The organism is Corynebacterium tuberculostearicum SK141 (assembly GCF_000175635.1).
In the GTDB taxonomy this organism is placed as follows: domain Bacteria; phylum Actinomycetota; class Actinomycetes; order Mycobacteriales; family Mycobacteriaceae; genus Corynebacterium; species Corynebacterium tuberculostearicum_C.
Genome location: NZ_ACVP01000021.1, coordinates 26,604 through 45,419 on the forward strand (window position 1 = coordinate 26,604; position 18,816 = coordinate 45,419).

General features: G+C 62.1%; 20 protein-coding genes and 1 pseudogene. 9 read left to right on the forward strand and 12 right to left on the reverse strand.

Translation table 11 applies throughout. From position 1 onward, the window contains the following. Window positions 1–380 precede the first annotated feature (380 nt). Window positions 381–1,370, forward strand: coding sequence for a lipase family alpha/beta hydrolase (locus tag CORTU0001_RS06265; protein ID WP_005328275.1), 990 nt, complete (start codon window positions 381–383; stop codon window positions 1,368–1,370). Here CORTU0001_RS06265 and CORTU0001_RS06270 read toward each other — a convergent pair whose 3' ends face one another. From CORTU0001_RS06270 to bioB, 3 genes are read right to left on the reverse strand one after another with little or no spacing between them, the layout of a single operon-like run. Beyond that, window positions 1,371–2,294, reverse strand: a complete 924-nt coding sequence (locus tag CORTU0001_RS06270) for a Sir2 family NAD-dependent protein deacetylase (RefSeq protein WP_005328278.1) — start codon at window positions 2,292–2,294, stop codon at window positions 1,371–1,373. A 10-nt stretch (window positions 2,295–2,304) separates the two neighbouring features. Next, a complete protein-coding gene (bsaP, locus tag CORTU0001_RS06275) occupies window positions 2,305–2,577 on the reverse strand; it encodes a biotin synthase auxiliary protein BsaP (RefSeq protein WP_005328279.1) in 273 nt (90 codons plus the stop codon). After that, window positions 2,577–3,557: a biotin synthase BioB gene (gene bioB / locus CORTU0001_RS06280; RefSeq protein ID WP_005326317.1), complete on the reverse strand. Its 981-nt coding sequence runs from the start codon at window positions 3,555–3,557 to the stop codon at window positions 2,577–2,579. The genes bsaP and bioB overlap by 1 nt, the downstream gene beginning before the upstream one ends. A gap of 79 nt (window positions 3,558–3,636) precedes the next feature. Between bioB and CORTU0001_RS06285 the strand changes: the two genes are divergently transcribed. Further along, entirely contained in the window at window positions 3,637–4,947 is a 1,311-nt protein-coding gene (locus CORTU0001_RS06285) for a M20/M25/M40 family metallo-hydrolase (protein WP_005328280.1), read from the forward strand. A gap of 22 nt (window positions 4,948–4,969) precedes the next feature. Beyond that, window positions 4,970–5,530: a hypothetical protein gene (locus CORTU0001_RS06290; protein WP_244262101.1), complete on the forward strand. Its 561-nt coding sequence runs from the start codon at window positions 4,970–4,972 to the stop codon at window positions 5,528–5,530. Window positions 5,531–5,552: 22 nt separating this feature from the next. Here CORTU0001_RS06290 and CORTU0001_RS06295 read toward each other — a convergent pair whose 3' ends face one another. From CORTU0001_RS06295 to CORTU0001_RS06305, 3 genes are read right to left on the reverse strand one after another with little or no spacing between them, the layout of a single operon-like run. Next, window positions 5,553–5,858 (reverse strand): CHY zinc finger protein, encoded by a 306-nt coding sequence (locus CORTU0001_RS06295; protein ID WP_034668374.1) that lies wholly within the window; start codon window positions 5,856–5,858, stop codon window positions 5,553–5,555. Continuing rightward, window positions 5,836–6,675, reverse strand: coding sequence for a hypothetical protein (locus CORTU0001_RS06300; protein WP_005328283.1), 840 nt, complete (start codon window positions 6,673–6,675; stop codon window positions 5,836–5,838). The genes CORTU0001_RS06295 and CORTU0001_RS06300 overlap by 23 nt, the downstream gene beginning before the upstream one ends. Then, the gene (locus tag CORTU0001_RS06305; protein ID WP_005326304.1) at window positions 6,675–7,040 is read right to left on the reverse strand and encodes a hypothetical protein; all 366 of its coding nucleotides are present in this window, start codon (window positions 7,038–7,040) and stop codon (window positions 6,675–6,677) included. The genes CORTU0001_RS06300 and CORTU0001_RS06305 overlap by 1 nt, the downstream gene beginning before the upstream one ends. Window positions 7,041–7,158: 118 nt before the next feature. On the opposite strand from CORTU0001_RS06305, the gene CORTU0001_RS06310 reads away from it, so the two are divergent. From CORTU0001_RS06310 to CORTU0001_RS06325, 4 genes are all read left to right on the forward strand, one after another. Then, window positions 7,159–7,593 carry a hypothetical protein gene (locus CORTU0001_RS06310; RefSeq protein WP_034668359.1) on the forward strand — a complete coding sequence of 145 codons (435 nt, stop codon included), beginning with the start codon at window positions 7,159–7,161 and terminating at the stop codon, window positions 7,591–7,593. Next, entirely contained in the window at window positions 7,590–8,390 is an 801-nt protein-coding gene (locus tag CORTU0001_RS06315) for a PrsW family intramembrane metalloprotease (RefSeq protein ID WP_005328286.1), read from the forward strand. Before CORTU0001_RS06310 ends, CORTU0001_RS06315 begins: the two co-directional genes overlap by 4 nt. Window positions 8,391–8,485: 95 nt before the next feature. Next, window positions 8,486–9,682 (forward strand): HNH endonuclease signature motif containing protein, encoded by a 1,197-nt coding sequence (locus CORTU0001_RS06320; RefSeq protein WP_005328289.1) that lies wholly within the window; start codon window positions 8,486–8,488, stop codon window positions 9,680–9,682. A gap of 28 nt (window positions 9,683–9,710) precedes the next feature. After that, window positions 9,711–10,289, forward strand: coding sequence for an LURP-one-related/scramblase family protein (locus CORTU0001_RS06325; RefSeq protein WP_005328290.1), 579 nt, complete (start codon window positions 9,711–9,713; stop codon window positions 10,287–10,289). A gap of 80 nt (window positions 10,290–10,369) precedes the next feature. Here the strand turns inward: CORTU0001_RS06325 and CORTU0001_RS06330 are convergent. The 5 genes and pseudogenes from CORTU0001_RS06330 to CORTU0001_RS06350 all read right to left on the reverse strand — a co-directional run bounded on the left by CORTU0001_RS06330 (window position 10,370) and on the right by CORTU0001_RS06350 (window position 15,772). Continuing rightward, a pseudogene (locus tag CORTU0001_RS06330) lies at window positions 10,370–11,079 on the reverse strand (IS6 family transposase). A 93-nt stretch (window positions 11,080–11,172) separates the two neighbouring features. After that, a complete protein-coding gene (locus CORTU0001_RS06335) occupies window positions 11,173–13,407 on the reverse strand; it encodes a copper-translocating P-type ATPase (protein WP_034668361.1) in 2,235 nt (744 codons plus the stop codon). A gap of 51 nt (window positions 13,408–13,458) precedes the next feature. Further along, window positions 13,459–13,785 (reverse strand): heavy-metal-associated domain-containing protein, encoded by a 327-nt coding sequence (locus tag CORTU0001_RS06340; RefSeq protein WP_005328297.1) that lies wholly within the window; start codon window positions 13,783–13,785, stop codon window positions 13,459–13,461. Between the two features lie 140 nt (window positions 13,786–13,925). Further along, window positions 13,926–15,053, reverse strand: coding sequence for a sensor histidine kinase (locus tag CORTU0001_RS06345; RefSeq protein ID WP_005328299.1), 1,128 nt, complete (start codon window positions 15,051–15,053; stop codon window positions 13,926–13,928). Next, window positions 15,050–15,772, reverse strand: a complete 723-nt coding sequence (locus tag CORTU0001_RS06350) for a response regulator transcription factor (RefSeq protein WP_100067814.1) — start codon at window positions 15,770–15,772, stop codon at window positions 15,050–15,052. Before CORTU0001_RS06350 ends, CORTU0001_RS06345 begins: the two co-directional genes overlap by 4 nt. Window positions 15,773–16,177: 405 nt before the next feature. Here CORTU0001_RS06350 and CORTU0001_RS06355 point away from each other — a divergent pair, with 405 nt between their 5' ends. Together CORTU0001_RS06355 and CORTU0001_RS06360 are read left to right on the forward strand one after the other, a co-directional pair. Continuing rightward, complete coding sequence (locus tag CORTU0001_RS06355) at window positions 16,178–16,753, forward strand: CueP family metal-binding protein (protein WP_005328307.1); 576 nt, start codon at window positions 16,178–16,180, stop codon at window positions 16,751–16,753. A 70-nt stretch (window positions 16,754–16,823) separates the two neighbouring features. Beyond that, window positions 16,824–18,305, forward strand: coding sequence for a multicopper oxidase family protein (locus CORTU0001_RS06360; protein WP_005328324.1), 1,482 nt, complete (start codon window positions 16,824–16,826; stop codon window positions 18,303–18,305). Here the strand turns inward: CORTU0001_RS06360 and CORTU0001_RS06365 are convergent. Next, window positions 18,296–18,592, reverse strand: coding sequence for a 3'-5' exonuclease (locus CORTU0001_RS06365; protein WP_005328329.1), 297 nt, complete (start codon window positions 18,590–18,592; stop codon window positions 18,296–18,298). The genes CORTU0001_RS06360 and CORTU0001_RS06365 overlap by 10 nt on opposite strands. Window positions 18,593–18,816 lie beyond the last annotated feature (224 nt).

Here is an 18,816-nt window from a genome sequence, read left to right on the forward strand (position 1 = left end):
TACCAAGGCAGCACCTGCTACGCACAAACGTTAGGACCACACCCCGCTGCCCTAGGCAATCTTTGCGCTATCTTTACGCCTCTCGCTCGCAATTTTTATATCTTCTTTACACCCCTTTTGCGCCACCTTTTCTTCAGGCCAAGAACCGCCCTTTATCCACAACGAAGGCCCGCCGACAGCACATCGGCGGGCCTTCTCCCCATGACTAATCTCTCGGTACCCAAGGAGGGAGTGGAGCGCACCCTCCTGCAAGCACCGCCCGTGATTAGGCAAGCCTAAGTTTATAAACCTTTCGTAGGATGGTCAAGGGTTTGCCCATAAATTTCTTAACTCCTGACAAAAACACAGTTAACCTGCAATAACGAGTACAATCCGGAACCATGGCTGAGTTGAAATCCACTATTTCCGAGCAACTCCGCAAATTCTGGCGTGCCAATGAGAAGGAATTGACCGATTCCCCGCGTCGCGGCATCGCCTCCCCTGCCGAGGCCACGGCACTGCGCGAGGAGGTCGCGGCCGAGATTGCGGACCTCATCAAAGCCCAGAAGATCAAGACCAGCCCCGGCGATACCGCCCTCGACGCCGATGCCGCCGCTACCCTTCCCCTTGGTGCCCGCATTAAGCCGCGCGGCGTCTTTGAAGATGACTGGAGCGCGCGTCCCACCGCACAGCGCCCCTGGCCAGTCATCCTCATCCACGGCACCTGCGATACCAAAGGCGTATGGCAGCTCCTAGGCAATGAACTGCGCCAGGACGGCTGGGCCGTCTTCGCCCCCGATTATGGGCACCGCGCTACCCAGCCCCTCGCGGAATCCGCGAAGGAGCTTGGCGCCTATATTGATGTCGTGCGCGCAGTCACCGGCGCGGACAAGGTCATCCTCATCGGCCACTCGCAGGGCGGGCTCCTCGCCCGCTATTGGATGCGCATGATTGGCGGCGCCGAGCATGTCCTCCATCTGATGTGCATCAGCGCGCCAAACCACGGAACTACTTACGGAGGCATCGTCAGCCGCCTCATTCGCACGCCGCGCCAAGAGGCGGTTATGCGCTCCGTCATCGATGGTTGGTTTGGGCCGGCGGGTATGGACCAGATTGTCGGCAGCGAAGCCCTACGCGAGGCTAATCGCGATGGCGACCTGGAAGCAGGGGTGAGCTATACCTGCATTGCCACACGGTCTGATGCCGTCGTGGTCCCACCCGAAACCTGCTTCCTTGATCCCCGCGGCGTCGCAGAGGGCACCGTGCGAAATATTTATGTCCAAGACTTCGACCGCCGAGCAGTGGTCATGCACGAAGATATGCCCATGGATAAGCGCGTCCACGCCATCGTGCGCACCATCTTGGAATTAGTAGAGACTATCCCCCGCTAGTTATAGCCCCAGCTCATCCAGCACCGCGTCAAAGGCCGGTCCCACCTGGGTGCGCCACAGCGTATCCACTTTCTGATCACCCCGGCCGGGCCCGCCATTGATAACGGCCACGCGCTTGCCCTGCTTCTTTGCCTCCAACACAAAGCGGTACCCGCTCATAACCGCCAGCGAAGAGCCGGCCACCACGAGCGAACGCGCCTGGCCCAGCAGCGCAAAGGCAGCATCGCGGCGCTCGGCCGGCACGGGCTCGCCAAAGTAAACGACGTCCGGCTTCAACAAGGCAGAACCACAGCGCTCGCACCCTGCCATGCGGAAGGCTGCCACATCGGCCTCATCAAGCGTCACATCACCGTCCGGGTTCACCTGATCCGCCTCCACCACGAGGCGCTCCAGGTACCCCGGGTTCGCTGCAGCTAGGCGCGCATCAAAGTGCGGCCGCGCCTCCCGCTGCCCGCACATCAAGCACACCACGGTTTCCATATCGCCATGCAGCGCCACCAAGTTCGCGGTCCCCGCCTGTTTATGCAGGCCATCCACGTTTTGGGTGACCACACCATTGACCAGCCCGGCGCGCTCTAATTCCACGAGCGCATAGTGCGTGCGATTCGGCACCGCGGAATCCATGACCCGCCACCCCACAAAGCTGCGGGCCCAATACCTATGGCTCGCGGCCGGGTCGTAGCGAAATTCCTGATAGGTCATCGGCCGGTGCCTACTAAGGGAGCCGCGCGGGCCCCGATAATCCGGCACGCCCGACTCCGTAGACACACCTGCCCCGGTTAGCACCATCACTGGGCCCTCGCGCAGCTGCTTTACGACGTCCCCTAAAGCCTTCCCTTCCTCCGTATGCGGCGCCGATTCCTCTACCACTCGGGCGATCGAGCGCAGCGCGGACTGGTGAGCAAGGGAGACGGCTGGATCCATGCCCCCGATGCTAGCTTTCGGGCAAGTGCTCTACATATAGCCACTCCGAATCCAGCTCCCCGTGGCGCGAGCACGTGGTGTGCCAGCCATCGGGGCGCACCTGGGCCACCATGCGGCGGCCACAGATCTGGCAGTAGCGCGGCACGTCAAGGCCGGCTGCAGCCGCGGGGTGCAGCGTGAAGACCTCTTCGATCGGCTTGCCGGTATTCGGATGAAAAATCGGCTCATCTCCAGCCAGCACGGCGGCAGCCAATTCGGATGTTGGCTCGGATAAACCAGGCACTACAGGGCCTTAATCGGCAGGTCGATGCGGTGCAACATGTCCACATCCTTTTCAATCTGCTGGCCCAGGGTGGTCAGGTAGTTGCCGGCGATAATGGCGTTGATGCCGCCGAGGAGGCCGCGCTCAGTGCCGTCGTCGCCAAGCGAAAGCTCGCGGCCACCAGCAAAACGCAAGGTGGTAGACGGCATGGCCAGGCGGAACGCCGCCACGGCGCGCAGGCCCTCACCCAAGGGAACCAGCGGGCGATCCGCGAAGGGGGTGCCCGGGCGCGGATCAAGGAAGTTCATCGGTACCTCGCACGGATCAATCTCTGCCAGCTGCGCGGCGAACTCGGCGCGCTGCTCCAGGGACTCGCCCATGCCGATGATGCCGCCGCAGCAGACCTCCATGCCTACCTCGCGCACGTAGTCGAGGGTCTGCTTGCGCTCCTCCCAGGTGTGGGTGGTGACCACATTAGGGAAGAAGGAGCGGGAGGTCTCCAGGTTGTGGTTATAGCGCTGCGCGCCCATATCCTTCAGGCGCTGCGCCTGCTCGCGGGTCAGGGTGCCCAGCGAGCAAGAAATCTCGATATCGACGGCGTCATTAATTGCGGCAATCGCCTCGCCCACCTGGTCCAGCAAGCGATCGTCCGGGGACTTGACCGCAGCAACAATGCAGAACTCGGTGGCGCCGGACTTAGCGGTCTTCTGCGCCGCCTCCACCAGCTCCGGGATGTTCAGGCGCACGGCGCGCACCGGGGACTCAAAAAGACCGGACTGGGAACAGAAGTGGCAATCCTCTGGGCAGCCGCCGGTCTTAATGGAGATAATGCCTTCCACCGATACGTCCGGGCCACACCACTTCAGGCGGGTCTGGTGGGCAATATCGGCGATCTCCTCCAGCTGGGAATCCGGAACCTGCAATACCTGCAGTAGCTCTTCCTGGTTGAGGCCTTTGCCTTGCTCCAGGGCTTTCTCACGGGCGATGTCAACGATGCTCATGGTGGTAAACCCTACTTGAACGGCGTTCAACTTTTGGTTAAAACCACATATAAATCTGTACGGAACTACCCTCGGGGGCATGACGCTTTATGATGACACCCTCTCCCTCCTCCAAGAGCTTATCCGCAATGCCTGCGTTAATGACCTCACCCCGGATTCCGGCCATGAGGTGCGCAATGCGGATAGCCTGGAAAAATTCTTCGCGGGCGAAGACGTGCAGATTGAGCGCTTCGAGTCCCACCCGGGCCGCGTCTCCATCGTGGTGACCGTCCCCGGCGATCCGGACAAGGAACCGCTCACTCTCATGGGCCACACGGACGTCGTCCCCGTAGATGAGCCGAAGTGGACCAAGCCGCCTTTCGAGGCCCTCATCGAGGACGGCAAGCTCTACGGCCGCGGTTCCGTAGACATGCTCTTTATTACCGCCACCATGGCCGCCGTCACGCGCGAGGTCGCCCGCGCCGATAACACGGGTGGCACCCTCGCCTTCGTCGGCATGGCCGATGAAGAGGCCCGCGGCGGCCTCGGCGTGCGCTTTATGTCCGAGAACCACCCCGATGCCTTTTCCTGGAAGAACTGCCTGTCTGAAACCGGCGGCAGCCACCTGCCCGGCGCGGTGGGCTTCAACGTGGGAGAAAAGGGCGCCGGTCAGCGCCGCCTGCACGTGCATGGCGATGCCGGCCATGGCTCCACGCCTTATGGCAAGGACTTTGCCATCGTGAAGATCGGCGAGGTGGCCCGCCGCATCGCCACCGCTGAGCCGCCCACAGCCTCCAATGAGATCTGGGAGGGCTTCGTGCGCACCTTCAAGTTTGATCCCCAGACGGAGCAAGAGCTTATCGACGGCACGGGGGACTACTCCAAGTTCGGCAACCTCGACGCCTACGCCCACGCCTTTAGCCACACCACCATCGCCGAGACCGTCCTGCGCGCGGGCGGCGCCATCAACGTGCTGCCTTCGCACGCCTACCTGGAAATGGATGTGCGCCCCTTCCCCGGCCAGACCCAGGAGGATCTGGATGACTTCCTGCGCAGCGCGCTCGGGGACATGGCCGATGAGGTAGAAATCGAACACCTCATCACCGAAGATGCCACGCAATCCTCCACCGATACCGAGCTATGGCGGGCGATTGAGGCCACCTCCAAGGAATTCTTCCCCGACAAAGCCGTTGTCCCTGTTCACGCCACCGGCGGCTCGGACCTGCGCTTCGCCCGCCGCAAGGGTGGCAATGCCTATGGCTTTGCCATGCACGCCGAGGGCCGCGATATGGCCAGTGCCAATTCGCAGCTGCACAGCCACGACGAGCACCTCTACCTAGAAGACCTCGAACTCACCGTGCGCGCTTACCGCAGCCTGGTCAATCGCTTCCTAGGCCTGTCACAGGAGTAACATTTATGGCAAGATGTCTGGCATGAGCTTTGCACGTAAGTCCGCGCTGCTATCTGCAGCTACCGCCCTGACCGTAACCCTCGCTACCCCTGCCGCTGCCCATGCCGACGCCGTTGATGACCTCCTAGCCAAGATGCCTGCCGGCCAGATTTCCTGCTCCCAGGCACAGCAGTACTGGACCAACTCCGCTGACTACAACCAGAAGAAGTCCCAGGCCCTGGCCGTTGCCACCGTGCACCCACGCGGCAACGAAGTCCGCGGCGCCATCGGCCGCATGGATGAGGCCATTGCTCGCTGCGGCCTAAACGGCACCACTGGCCAGGGCAAGCCGGTCAACACTGGCGGCCAGCGCGGCAATGCCCCCGCGCCAAAGCCGGCTCCGGCTCCGGCACCGGCACCAGCCAAGAACGCCAAGGTCATCGAGCTGGGAACCATCCCGGGCCAGCCGACTGTCGACGTCCCCTTCTTGGGCCAGACCTTCCGCATCCCGGACGCGGCCAAGATTGCCCAGAACGCTGTATCCCAGTTCCAGCTGCCACAGATTCCGCAGATCCAGCAGCTACAGCAGCTGTCTTCCTTCTAAGACTCTCACTTGGCCGGACCGCTTAGCGGTCTAGCTGAAAATAGATCCCGGCATGCGCACTGCAGCCGGGATTAAATTTATGCCCGCAGTGGGGACACGCAGGCGCGGCGGAATAGGCGTGATAATTCATTTCGGTGCGGCAGGCGCCGCAGAGGACCGAGGGGGCGTCGACAAGCATGGGCCCAAACTCATGCTCAGTGAGCTCGGCGTGGCACAGCGCGCAGGCAAAATACTCGCGGCAGGTGGCGCACTTATTGGCCACCACATCCAGCGGCGAATGCCAATGCTTGCACCGGCCCTCCGTATCAATCGCGCCGTGAATCTTCATGGCCGTCAGCATACGCGCCATCCTGTTGCCACTGCTGTTTCTTTTCCTCTGATTTCTTGGCATTGCGCACGGCCTGAATGCCCACCACGATGGCAATGATGAGCGGTACCCACACCTTGCTGTAATCCATGAGGAATACGAGCCAGTCGGGCAGATCGATGTCGATGTTGAAGTCGAAATTCGGCACCGGCAGCTCTATCTGCGGAAACTCCGGTACGGGGAGCGCGATATCCGGCAGGTTAATCTCCGGCAGCTCCCAATCCGGAAGCAACCGGGACAAAATGCGGCTGATAATCGGGCCGAGCACGATCACGCCAATGGCCCAGCCGGACTTTCCCAGCCCGCCTAGAAGCGGATACAGCACCCGTTTGAAAGAACTTTCCTCCATGGCGTGGCGGCGCTTCTCCCCCACGGAGCCGGCCGGCGGATCGAGGGCGACAGCCTCCTCCCCATTGCGGTAGTACACATCCAGGAGCTCGCCAAAGGGTGATGCCTGAATGTCCAGATAAGGTTTGCTGCGCGGGGCGGAATTCTCCAGAAGGGTGAGGTCTTTTTCAATCTTCTTCTTGAGCGAATAGCGGCCCGCGCGGGGCCGATCGTGGCGGCTGCGTACCTGACCATTCACCACAATTTGCAGGCGCGGGCTGGGGTTCTTCCGCCAGAGTTGGACGCGCTCCGGCAGCGAAGCATCGCCCGGTACCGGGGTGAAATCCTTGGCCTTCTTCGGCCACTCGCCCATCTCCGCGAACTCGGCATCGTACCCGCGCTGCACCTCGATGGTGCCCACTTCTGGGTGCTCTAGGCGCCAGGTCTCCATTAGCTCTTCCCTGCCTTAGAGCCCACCACGGCACCCAGTCTGCTCGCAGCCCATGCCAGGAACACGAATACTGGGAGGTATATCCAGGTGCCCTCGTTGAAGTACAAGGACATGGCGGCAAAATAGGCTAACCCTGCCACGCTAAAGATGGTCCAGGAGGCGCGGAAAGTGGCGCCGTCGGCAAAAGCGATGACCACCGTCAGCACGGCCATGAGGATGAGCAGATCTACGCCGGAGACTAGGTGATAGACCGCGGGCGGAAGGCCAACAAAGACCACGGCCATGGCGATGGGTGCCCACCACTGCCACCACACGCGGGTGGGCTCGTCCTTTGCCTCTGCTTCTTCCGCTAGCTCCTCAAACACGCACCCAACCTATCACAGGGCTTAGGGAAACTTATGGGGAAGAAATCCTCCCTGCGACCGGCCTAATCCTCCCCGCGGAGGATACCGCGCTGAGCAGTGCGTACCTAGCGTTGAAGGCATGAAAAGCACACCACTCATCCTCGCGGCGGGCGTAGTATTTGGCGCCATCTACGGCACCAATGCGCTCCTGCCAGACATGTATGACAACCCCACTTCTGAAGTGCAGGCCGGAAAGGCCCGCGTCCCCGGATTATCCTGCACGGAAGAAGATGGCTCCACCAGCAGTGAACCACGCTGGGACTGTGACGGCACCCAAATCCGCGCTAAAGAAGTCGGCGTACAGGACAAAGACCAAGCCACCCGACGCTACCTCCGGGCAATGGGGGAAGGTACGGCCATACCGGAAGGAGACATCGACCGCGACGGGGATAAGCGCACGCTTAGCGATGGCGACCTCGTAGCCATCAGCATTGAGGGCGATGGCCTCACCACGTTCCTCTCCCTGCGCGGACCGCGCGCTGCAGAACTTGCCCAGGAGGTAGAAAAAGCATGAAGAATCTGTACTGGCTATCTATCGCTTTCGGCCTGGTAGTTTCCGGCTTTTTCTTTGTTGATCGCCGTTTTACCGAGGTGGGGCTCATCGGTGCGCTCATCTGCGTGGGCCTGACGCTCGGTCTGGGATTCTTGTGGTTTAGGCCGCGGCCGATGTGGCAGGGCATCCTATGGGGTGCGCTCGCCCAGCCGGTGGTGGTGAGCCTCAACGACCAGATGGTGGGGATTTCAAACAAGCTGGGGCTCGCCCACCTGGACGCGGCCTTATACTCGCCGCTTCCGGAAGAAACCATCAAGCTCCTCGGCGTCGTTATTATTATTGCAGCCTTTGGGAACGTGCGGCATCCCTACCAAGCTGCCGCGATCGGAATGGCGGTAGGCCTTGGTTTTGACGCCATGGAGAATATTCCATTCCTCCTGAGCGCGACCATCACTAACCTGGATGGCGATCTCTGGGGCGCCATTATTACCGGTACCGGGCGAATCCTCACTGGTGCCTTTAGCCATGCACTGTATACGGGGGTTGCGGCGTGGGGCGTCGGCAAGCTCTACGCGGGGGCACGCCACGGATACTGGCAGGTGGCCGGATTCTGGCTGGCCGGTATCGCCCTGCATACCCTGTTCAATGCCTCGCTGATCATTACGGGTGATTGGCCGGTGACCTTTTTCCTTACCGCTCTCATTACGTGGACACTGATTATCTGGGGCCTGCGTTTCATACGCAAGCAAGATAGGAAATATGCGGCACAAAAAAGCGAAACTACTCTACCCACCAAGGATCCAGAATATAGCTCTTGAGCTGTGTAAATACGAAGGAAGGGGCTCGTGTCCGAGGGGTGTTATAAGGTGTGAATCGTACACAAGTTCACACGATTATTTAGGTACGATGTGCCATGGAAGAACCCTACTTTTCCACGACCAACACCACCGACCCCACCACACGCTTAGCCTTTGAGATGCGAAAGGCGGAATACGAGTTCTGGGTGAACCAAGTCCCGAATCTCGATTCGGATTTCGAATTAGTTACCCAATCCCTCTACCGCACCACCGGTGTTAATGAAGGGCGGATCGGCCATATCCTCATGGCGCTGCACCGCTTGGAGGAGCTGCCCGAGCTCCAAGCGCTGCAGCACCGCCTCTACCACTTGGACCTCGACCGGATTATTGCCATCAATAAGTCCCTCAACCGCTTGGGCAATCCGACGCCGGAGGTAGTGGCGCGCATCGATGAGCAGCTCACCGCCTACCTCACCCCTACCCGGCCGAACCAGGCCATGCGCACGCAGGCACAGATCAAGCGCAAACTCAACGAGCTCATCAACCTCGCCGATGACACGCTGGCCGTCACCCAGGGCCCTACCCAGCCGCGCTACACCATGGAAAACTGGGGCGATAACACCTCGGCGGTGACTTTGAGTGCGGACCCGGCGGTTATCGCGAGCGTCGATAAGTGCATCCGGCAAACCGCGCTGGAGCTAGATTGCTCGCTTGCCGACGCCGCCGTTGCGCTCCTCACCGGCCGCACCCAAGCCCCCGAGATCATCCTCAACGCCTACAAGGCCACCGACGTGCCCAATTCCCCGGCGTTTATCGAATCCGTAGGTTGGCTCGACCCGGCGCGCTCCAATGCGCTGCCCTACACCAAAATCCGGGAGATGGACCCTAACCACGAGGTCAAGGGCTACGTCACTCCCGCCGCCATGGCCGCCTACTTGGAGGGCGTCGACGGGACCTGCCGCTACCCCGGCTGCAACCGCCCGGCATCTGCCTGCCAGAAGGATCACCGCATCAACCACGCGGACGGCGGGCCGACCACGCCGGCAAACCTCGCCTGCTTATGCCAGCACCACCACAACATAAAGACCGATGGCCGGGCCTTTTATGTCATGGATCCACATACGCGCGACATCATCTGGCTTTTTGAGGACGGCACCTGGACCACCACCGAGCCCTCCGGCCCGCTGGCGCCCAAGAACAAGAATTGGGTGCAGACATTTGCTCAAACCATGACTGCCCACCGCGCCCGAGCATATGAGGAGGCGCAAGAACTCATGCGCCAGCAGAAAACCACCCCTAGGGAGGAGGAATAAAACCAGCAGCTTCCCTACAGTGGCTGGTATGACGCAAAATTTATTCACACTTGACGAGCTCGTAATTACTCAGACCAAGTCCTTCCTCAACGATCAGTTCATGATCACCGATCTAGACGGCACCCCTGTGGGCACTATCCTGCAATCCACCAGTCTCAAAGACATGGTGTTTAAATCCTCCCGCAGCTTGGAGGTTGCCATCACGGATGCTGAAGGCAACCCGCTACAGACGGTCATGACGATTTCGGACCCGCCGAATTTTCTGCGGGATACCTATGAGGTGCACTTGCCGGGAATCGAAAAGCCCATGGCCGTCATTACCAAGCGTTTCTCCATGCTCAAGACAAAGTTGGACTTGACCATGGAGGGCTTTGCCGACGTCGAAATTCACGGCGACTTCTGGGATTGGAATCTTTCCATCACTTCAGAAGATCGCCTGCTTGCTGACGTCTCTAGCGAATGGACTGGCATGGGTAATTTCTTCATGGGCAAAAACACGTATCGCCTGCGCATCACGCCGGGCCTCAATGAGCAACATCACGCCGCCATCATCGGCGCCGTGATGAGCATGGATATGCTGCGCACTAAGCAGAAGAACAGCGACTAGAAGGTGTTGTTGCAAAGTTGGGCGGAGAGCAGCGAAGACTCAGTTTCGCATTCCCTGACGGCCGCTACGTGTGGGCATTGTTAGGCCGTCTCAAAGACCCGGTTGACGATCACCGCGTCCGGGGTCGGTTGCCCGTAGGCAAACATCACGCCTTGCCCTTTCCGCAATGAGTGCATCGCCTCCATCCCTTTCAACGTCCGATATGCAGATGTCCGGTTCTTAAACGCGCCTTTCGGCCCGAGGATCCGCTTCAGCCGACCATGGTCGCCTTCCAGGATGTTGTTGAGGTATTTCACCTGCCGGTGTTCCACTGTTGGCGGGCAGATTCCCTCTGACTTCAACTCGGCGATTGCCCTGGCTAGTGAGGGTGCTTTATCGGTGTTGATCACTCTGGGATACCCGGCTGACGCATTGGATCTGACGGCCTTGGCCAGGAAACGCTTCGCTGCGGCCACGTTCCGCTTCGGAGAGAGGTAAAAGTCCAGGGTCTGACCACCGGCGGTGATCGCCCGATAGAGGTAGCACCACCTGCCGCCGACCCGGATATAGGTCTCATCCACCCGCCAGGAACTGGCCTGCCAGTCAGGTACCTGCCGGTACCACCGTGTTTGCTCGTCCAGCTCAGGGGCGTATTTCTGGACCCAGCGGTAGATCGTGGTGTGATCGACCGGTACGCCGCGTTCGGTCATCATTTCTTCCAGATCGCGGTAGCTGAGCCCGTAGCGGCAGTACCACCTACCGCTCACAGAATGATGTCACGGGGGAAATGACGACCGGAGAAGACACCCATGGCTGTGACTATTTCACGTCGCCCTTCCTACTGCCCCAACTTTGCAACAGCACCTTTCAGGGTCATATGGGGGCAGTGGAGAGAAGTGGTGGATCAGTGGACGGCGGTGGATGCCGGAGTAGGCGTGGCGTGTTCCTCCTTCGACTCGGCCGGAGCCAGGTGAGCCGGATCCAGATCAATGCGGCGCAGCAGCTGGGCGTTCAGGGCCACCACGATGGTCGAGGCAGACATCAAGATCGCGCCCACGGCCGGAGACAGCACGAACCCGATCGAGGCGAGCACTCCGGCGGCCAGCGGCACAGCGAGGATGTTGTAGCCAGAGGCCCAGATCAGGTTCTGGATCATCTTGCGGTAGCTGGCCTGGGACAGCTCAATCATCGACAGCACTGCCCGCGGGTCATCACTGGCTAGGACCACCCCGGCAGATTCCATGGCCACATCCGTGCCGGCACCGATGGCGATACCGACGTCCGCGCGGGTCAGAGCGGGGGCGTCATTGACACCGTCACCGACCATGGCCACGCTCAAACCCCGGTCCTGCAGCTGCGTGACCTTGGTGTCTTTGTCCTGGGGCAGGACCTCGGCGAAGACCTCATCGATCCCCAGGTCCTGACCAACCGCCTGGGCCACCTGCTGCGCGTCGCCGGTGATCATCGCGACCTTCACCCCGCGGTCCTGCAGGGCTTTCACAGCGGCGCGGGATTCGGGGCGGATCTTGTCCTCGACGGCCACCGCACCGATGATCTGACCGTCGCGGACAATATGGAGCACACCGGCCCCACGCCCGGTCCAGGCGCTGATGGTGTCAGTGAGCTCGGCCGGGGTGGTGAGGTTGAACTCGCGCAGCATGTTCGGCCCGCCCACGAGGATCTCAGCGCCATCGACAGTGGCTCGGACCCCCCGCCCGGAGGCGGCGTTGAAACCAGTTGCAGGGATTTGCCGACGGGCGGCCTCGGGATGGGCGGCCGCGGCCGCCACGATGGCGCGGGCCACGGGGTGCTCGCTGTCGGCCTCCGCGGCGGCGGCCAGGGCCAGCAGCTCTCCCTCGGTGACGCCGACAGCTGCCGCGACACCGGTGACCGCGTGCGCACCCTCGGTCAGGGTGCCGGTTTTGTCGAAGAGCACCACGTCGATGGTGCGCATCCGCTCGAGCGCCATACGGTCCTTGATGAGCACCCCGGATTTCGCGGCCCGCTCGCTGGAGATCGCAATGACCAGCGGAATCGCCAGGCCCAGGGCATGCGGGCAGGCGATGACCAGCACCGTGACCGTGCGCACGACGGCATCGTCCGGGCTGCCGATAATGGTCCACACCACCGCGGTGATCAGAGCGGAGATCAGCGCGAACCAGAACAACAACGCCGCCGCCCGATCCGCCAGGGCCTGGGCCCGGGAGGAGGACTCCTGGGCGTCGGCAACCATGCGTTGGATCCCGGCCAAGGCTGTGTCACCGCCGGTAGCCTCCACCCGGATGCGGACGGTGTTGTCGGTGGCCACGGTACCAGCGACCACCTTGTCACCGGTGTCGCGGAAGACGGGACGGGATTCGCCGGTGATCATCGCCTCATCGAATTCGGCGGCTCCATCGAGGATGGTTCCGTCGGCCGGCACCCGGGCACCGGCCCTCACCAGCACGACGTCGTCGACGACCAGGTCGGAGATGGCCACGGTGCGGGTGGTCCCGTCGATGACTTTCTCGGCCTCATCCGGCAGCAGGGCAGCCAGCGCGTCAAGCGCGGAGGACGCGGCCCCGAGAGCGGACATCTCCAGCCAGTGGCCCAGCAGCATGATGGTCACCAGCAGGGCCAGCTCCCACCAGAAGTCCAGCTCAAAACCGCCCAGCCCCAGAGTGGTGACCCAGGAGGCGACAAACGCCACGGTGATGGCCATGGCGATCAGGAGCATCATCCCGGGTTGGCGGGATTTCAGTTCTCTCCATCCGCCCTTGAGGAAAGGCGTTCCGCCGTAGACGAAGATGATCGTGCCCAGCACCGGGGGGATCCAGGTGGATCCGGGGAATGCCGGGAGGTGGTAGCCGAGCAGGTTGGCGACCATGGGGCTGAAAATAACGACGGGAATGGACAGAATCAGCGACCACCAGAAGCGGTCCCGAAACATTGCGGTGCTGTGTCCGGCGTGTTCGCCGTGACCATGAACGTGGTGGTCTTCGTCCAGGGCGGAGTGTGGGTGATCGTGGGGCATCGCTTGGCCGTGGGTGTCGGCATCCGCGTGGTGTTCCTGGCCGGCATGATCCGGGTGGTGGGTGTGGTCTGTTTCCGGAGCGGGGTGATCACCATGGTGATCACCCGAATGGTGGGGAGTGCTCATGACGTTCCTTTCGCTCAACCCGGTCGGGGTCGAGATGATGGGTAAAACTGATCAGGATAAGACGGTGTAGCCGGCCTCCTCGATGGCCCGGCGAACCATCTCCGGAGGTACGACACCGGTGACCGTGACGGTGGAAACTTCACCAGCAGCGAGATCAATCTGGACGTCGTCGACCTGGGGGAGGGCCTGAAGGGCCTGGGTCACGCTTTTCGCGCAGTGCCCGCAGGTCAGGCCGGTGACCTGGTAGCTAGGGGAGGACCCTCCTGCTGACGAGTCGCTGGTGGCAGGGGTGGAGGCGGTGTCGGCACGTGAGGCAGGTCCGCAACAGCTGCAGCCGTGGGAGGCCATCGGCAAGAGGCGGGGCGGGGAGGTGATCATGGGAAAGCTCCTTCGGTTCGGTGGGGTGCGGCGATGCCGCTCTCTAGCGTATACCCCCAGGGGGTATATTTTCAGCATACCCCCTGGGGGTATATTTTCAAGGGGTAGAGGGCACGGCCCTCACGCGGGGCAGGGTGTGGTCACCGAGCAGCCTCCTCACTTTCGGGAGGGGACAGCGGGAGGCGGAGGGCAAACACCGCTCCGCGACCAGGTCCGGGGGAGGTGGCGGTGAGAGTGCCGCCGTGGGCCTCGATCAATGCCTTGGAGATGGTCAGACCGATACCGGCCCCGCCGTTGTCCCGGCTGCGGGCGGCATCCCCCCGGTAGAAGCGTTCGAAGATGTGTCCGAGCTGGTCAGGTGGGATGCCCTCGCCATCATCGGCGACGTGGATGAGCGCGGTGGACGCCCCCTGTCGGTGGACGCTGATTCGGACCTGCCCGCCGGCCGGGGTGTGCCGTAGCGCGTTCGACAGGAGATTGCTCATCACCTGGCCGAAGCGTTGCCGGTCCACGAGCACCCGGGCGGTGTCTGCAATGCTCTCGACCTGTAAATCGACGCCTTTGTCAGCATAAGCTTCCCCCGCGGCAACAGCGGCGGTATGGAGCAGATCCCCGAGCCCTTCCTCCGCCAGGTCCAAATCGATCCGGTGTTCCTGGGCCCGGGAGACATCGTCGATGTCTTCCATCAACCGGGTCAGGCGGGTGAGTTGGTCAGCCATGATCGTGTGGGTGGCATTATTCCAGTCCACGACCCCGTCCTGGAGACCATCGAGGTAGACCGTGAGCACCGATAAGGGGGTGCCCATTTCGTGGGCCAGATCAGAGAGCATCTGGCGGCGGACCTGTTCGGTGTGTTCCAGCCGGTCGGCCATGGTGTTGAAGGCATGCGCCAGGGTGGTGAACTCGGGGCCTGCTTTTCCGGCGGGCACGCGGATACGGGAGTTGCCGGCCGTCAGGCTGGTAGCGGCGTGGGTGAGATCCTGCAGGGGGGTGCGCAGACGACGCGATAACCACAGGCTGGCCAGCAGGGCGCTGATCAAGGCGGTGGGCAGGGCGACGGCCAGGGTGATCAGGTTGGCGCCCCGGTAGGCCTGCTCGGCATGGAACAGCTCCAGCGAGGGGTCCTCCCGGCCGGTCATCAACATATGATCATGGAACAGGGTCGGACCCACCATCGTGGCCACGGCCGCGGCCACCAGCAGGCTAATCACCACGACCAACACCTGGGCGGCCAGGAAGCGGAAGGTCAGGCCGGGTCCGTGATTCATGGCTGCCCCACCCGGTAGCCCACGCCACGCACGGTGTCGATAAACCCCCGGCCCCGGGTGTCGGTGCCGAGCTTGCGACGCAAGTTGCCGATGTGGACATCGACGATGCGTTCATCACCGACCCAGGTGGTGTCCCAGACCTCGGTGACCAGGTCGTGGCGGGTCAGCACCTGGCCGGGGCGCAGGGCCAGGGCAACCAGCAGCTCGAACTCCGTGCGGGTGAGCTCCACGGTCGTCTCCCCCACCCGCACCTCATGGGCGACGGGGTCAAGGATGAGGTCCCCAACGATCAAGGGGGTGGTCACCTGCGGTGGGGTGATGCTGGTGCGCGGGCGGCGCAACACCGCATGCACCCGGGTCACCAGTTCCCGGATGCTAAAAGGTTTGGTGATGTAGTCATCCGCCCCCAGGGTCAAACCGCTGATCTTGTCGTCCTCGCTGCCACGCGCAGTGAGCATGAGGATGTAGCAGTCCGAGAAGGTGCGGATCCGTCGGCACACCTCCAGGCCGTCGAGTTCGGGCAGCCCCAGATCCAGCACCACAACATCGGGGGAAAAGCGACGGGCCTCGTCCATGGCCTGGGTACCGGTGTGCGCCTGGCGGGTATCGAAGCCGGCCCGGATGAGGTAGGAAGCCACCATCTGAGCCAGGGGTTGTTCATCATCGACGACCAGCACCCGCCCCGGGGGCGTGGCGGTGGTCGGTGTGCGGTCAGCCATAGACCCCAGTATCGCTCCGGCCAGGGGGGAATACCACCCTCGCTCAGTACCCGGCGGGGAAATCTTCATCAAATCTTCAAACATCACCCTTCGACCGCCGTCACCACTGTGCCCCACCCCGGGCCGGCGGCATCGCCTCCCCTGGTCGGTTCAGCAGGCGCCACCAGGGATTTCACTGCCTGCACCGCATACCCAGGGCGGGTAGAAGGACATCGCCCACGGCTGTGGGGTGGTGTTCCGTTGGTGACCCAGCCCACCGAATTCACCCCCTTTTTCGCCCTGTTATAAGGCTGCGAGCAGGGTTTTTGAATTCCAGTCCGTCAGGCACCCGTGCTAGATAAAGGTATGGCATCGACCTTGAGGCGGTGTCTTCTTATGGCCTTACCACGATCCAAGGAGATTGACGTGAAACGAGCAGCGATCGCAGCCGCCACCCTTGCCCTTGCCCTCACGGGGTGTTCGGCCGCCGACCCGGAACCCACCACCGACAGGACGGTGTCCCAGGATACATTCCTGACTACCCATGGCCTGGCCGACATGGACGCGGTGGAGATCATTGATCACCTCGACCGGCAGAAGGTCACTGAGCGTCCCACGGACCTGATCGCCTCGGTGCGTGCCGATGAACTGCTGCTCTCGAGCGATGACCAGGAAGTTGCGCTCGATCTTCCCGACAATCAGACGTATGTCTCGATCGCACCCTATCTCACCTCCACCCACGACTGCTTCTACCACAGCCTCACGACCTGCCAGGGGGAACTCGACAATGAGGATATCCAGGTCACGATCACCGATGAGGCGACCGGTGAGGTGCTGGTGGACGAGACGACAACCACCTTCGACAACGGGTTTATTGGCTTCTGGCTTCCCGATGATGCCACCGGCCTGATTGAGGTCAGCTACCAGGGGCGTACCGGCACCACGGAGTTTTCCACCGCCGACGACGGTGCCACCTGTGTCACAGACCTGCGCCTGACGTGATGGCTCAGCAGGGTCCTCACCTGCGCCTGTCTCCCGTGTCACTGAATCCTGCACCAAGGAAGGTTAAATCATGATGAACGCGTTTTCCCGACGACAGTTTCTGCTCGGCGGGCTCGTCCTCGCCGGCACCGGGGCCGTGGCCGCCTGCACCAGCGACCCTGGACCCGCTGCCTCGGCACCAGGTTCCTCTCTTCGCCCCACTCCCACCCCCACTGCGCTCGGTGAGCCGACGGTGCGCCGGACACTGAACGCCCGGCCCCTCTCTCTGGATATCGGCGGCATCGAAGCCAAGACGTGGGGATACGTCTCTGACACCGGGGATGCGGCCATTGAGGCCACTGCCGGCGACGTCCTACAGGTCGATATCACCAATGAACTGCCTGAGAGCACCTCCATCCACTGGCATGGCATCGCACTCCACAACGCAGCCGACGGTGTGCCCGGCATGACCCAGGACCCCATTGAACCTGGCAAGTCTTTCTCCTATGTTTTTGAAGTCCCCCACGGTGGCACCTACTTCTACCATTCCCACTCCGGCCTGCAGCTTGATCGCGGCCTCCACGCCCCACTGATCATCCGTGACCCGCAAGACGCTGAGGACCAGGACGTCGAGTGGACCATCGTGCTCGACGACTGGGTCGATGGCATTCAGGGCACTCCCGACGATGAGCTCGACAAGCTCACCGGAATGGGTTCGGGCGACCATAACGGGAAGAAGGGGATGGGAGGCCACGGCCATATGATGCACGGCACCCCGGACCGGGTACTGGGCGGGGATGCCGGCGATGTGATGTATCCGCACTACCTCATCAACGGACGTATCCCCCGTGCTCACCGGACCTTCGAGGCTCGCCCGGGCGACAAGGCCCGCCTGCGGTTTATCAACTCCGGCGGTGACACCATCTTCAAGGTGGCCCTCGGTGGCCACCGCATGACCGTCACCCACACCGACGGCTTCCCTGTCCAGCCCAGGAAGACCGAATCGATCTACCTGTCGATGGGCGAGCGTGTCGACGTCGAGGTCATCCTCGACGACGGCATCTTCCCGCTCACGGCTTTGGCGGTGGGTAAGGACGACCGCGCCTTCGCCGTCATCCGCACCGCCGGCGGCCAGGCCCCCCGCCCCGATGTCGACTTCCCCGAGTTGTCGTCCACCGGACTGCTTCTGTCCTCCCTGAAGCCAGCAGACCGTGTACTCCTGCCCGAGGGCACACCAGACCGAGAAGTCAGCATCGACCTGGGCGGGCAGATGATGCCGTATGAATGGAGCATTCTCACCGACGGCCAATCCTCCTCCGCGACCGTGCAGGAGGGCCAGCGCCTGCGGATGGTCATGCGCAACAGGACCATGATGCCCCATCCCATGCACATCCACGGCCACACGTGGGCGCTGCCCGGCAGCGACGGGCTACGCAAGGACACCGTCCTTCTCCGCCACGGTGAAACCATGATCGCCGACCTGATCGCTGACAACCCCGGTGAGTGGGCATTTCACTGCCATAACGCCTATCACATGGAAACCGGGATGTTCAGCTCGCTTCGCTACGAGTAACCCCCACAGCAGGGGTGGAGTGCCGAGGTGGGCGGGGGTGTCCCCCGAGTAGCGGACACGGCGTTGGTGTCAGGGGTGAGCAATGTGTGCCAGGAGTCGACGGGATTGAAGTATGCGTCGGCACGCACGGCAGCAAGTTCAATGATGCGGTCGTAGCGCTTGTTAAAGCCGGTGGTTTCGGTATCAATGACCACAAAGACCGGCTCGTACGGCATGCGTGGGGTGTAGCGGTTGAGGAGGTTTTCTAAGAAGCCTATGGCCTCAAGCCAAGAGGCCCATACCGACATGCCCGCCTAAACGCTATCGAACACTGCAACCAACGTGGATTTCTGTGGATAACCACCTAGCCGTGTGCGGGTTGTCCACAAGGTTAGTGTGGTTGCCTTAGTGCTATGAGCACTTCGCAGGACTATCCGAACTCGACCCCAACCCCCGCTACTACGACCACTGGGGAGAGTCAGCGGCGGGGGCCGAGATTGCGGGATATTTCCCAGCAGGAATTAAATACTGC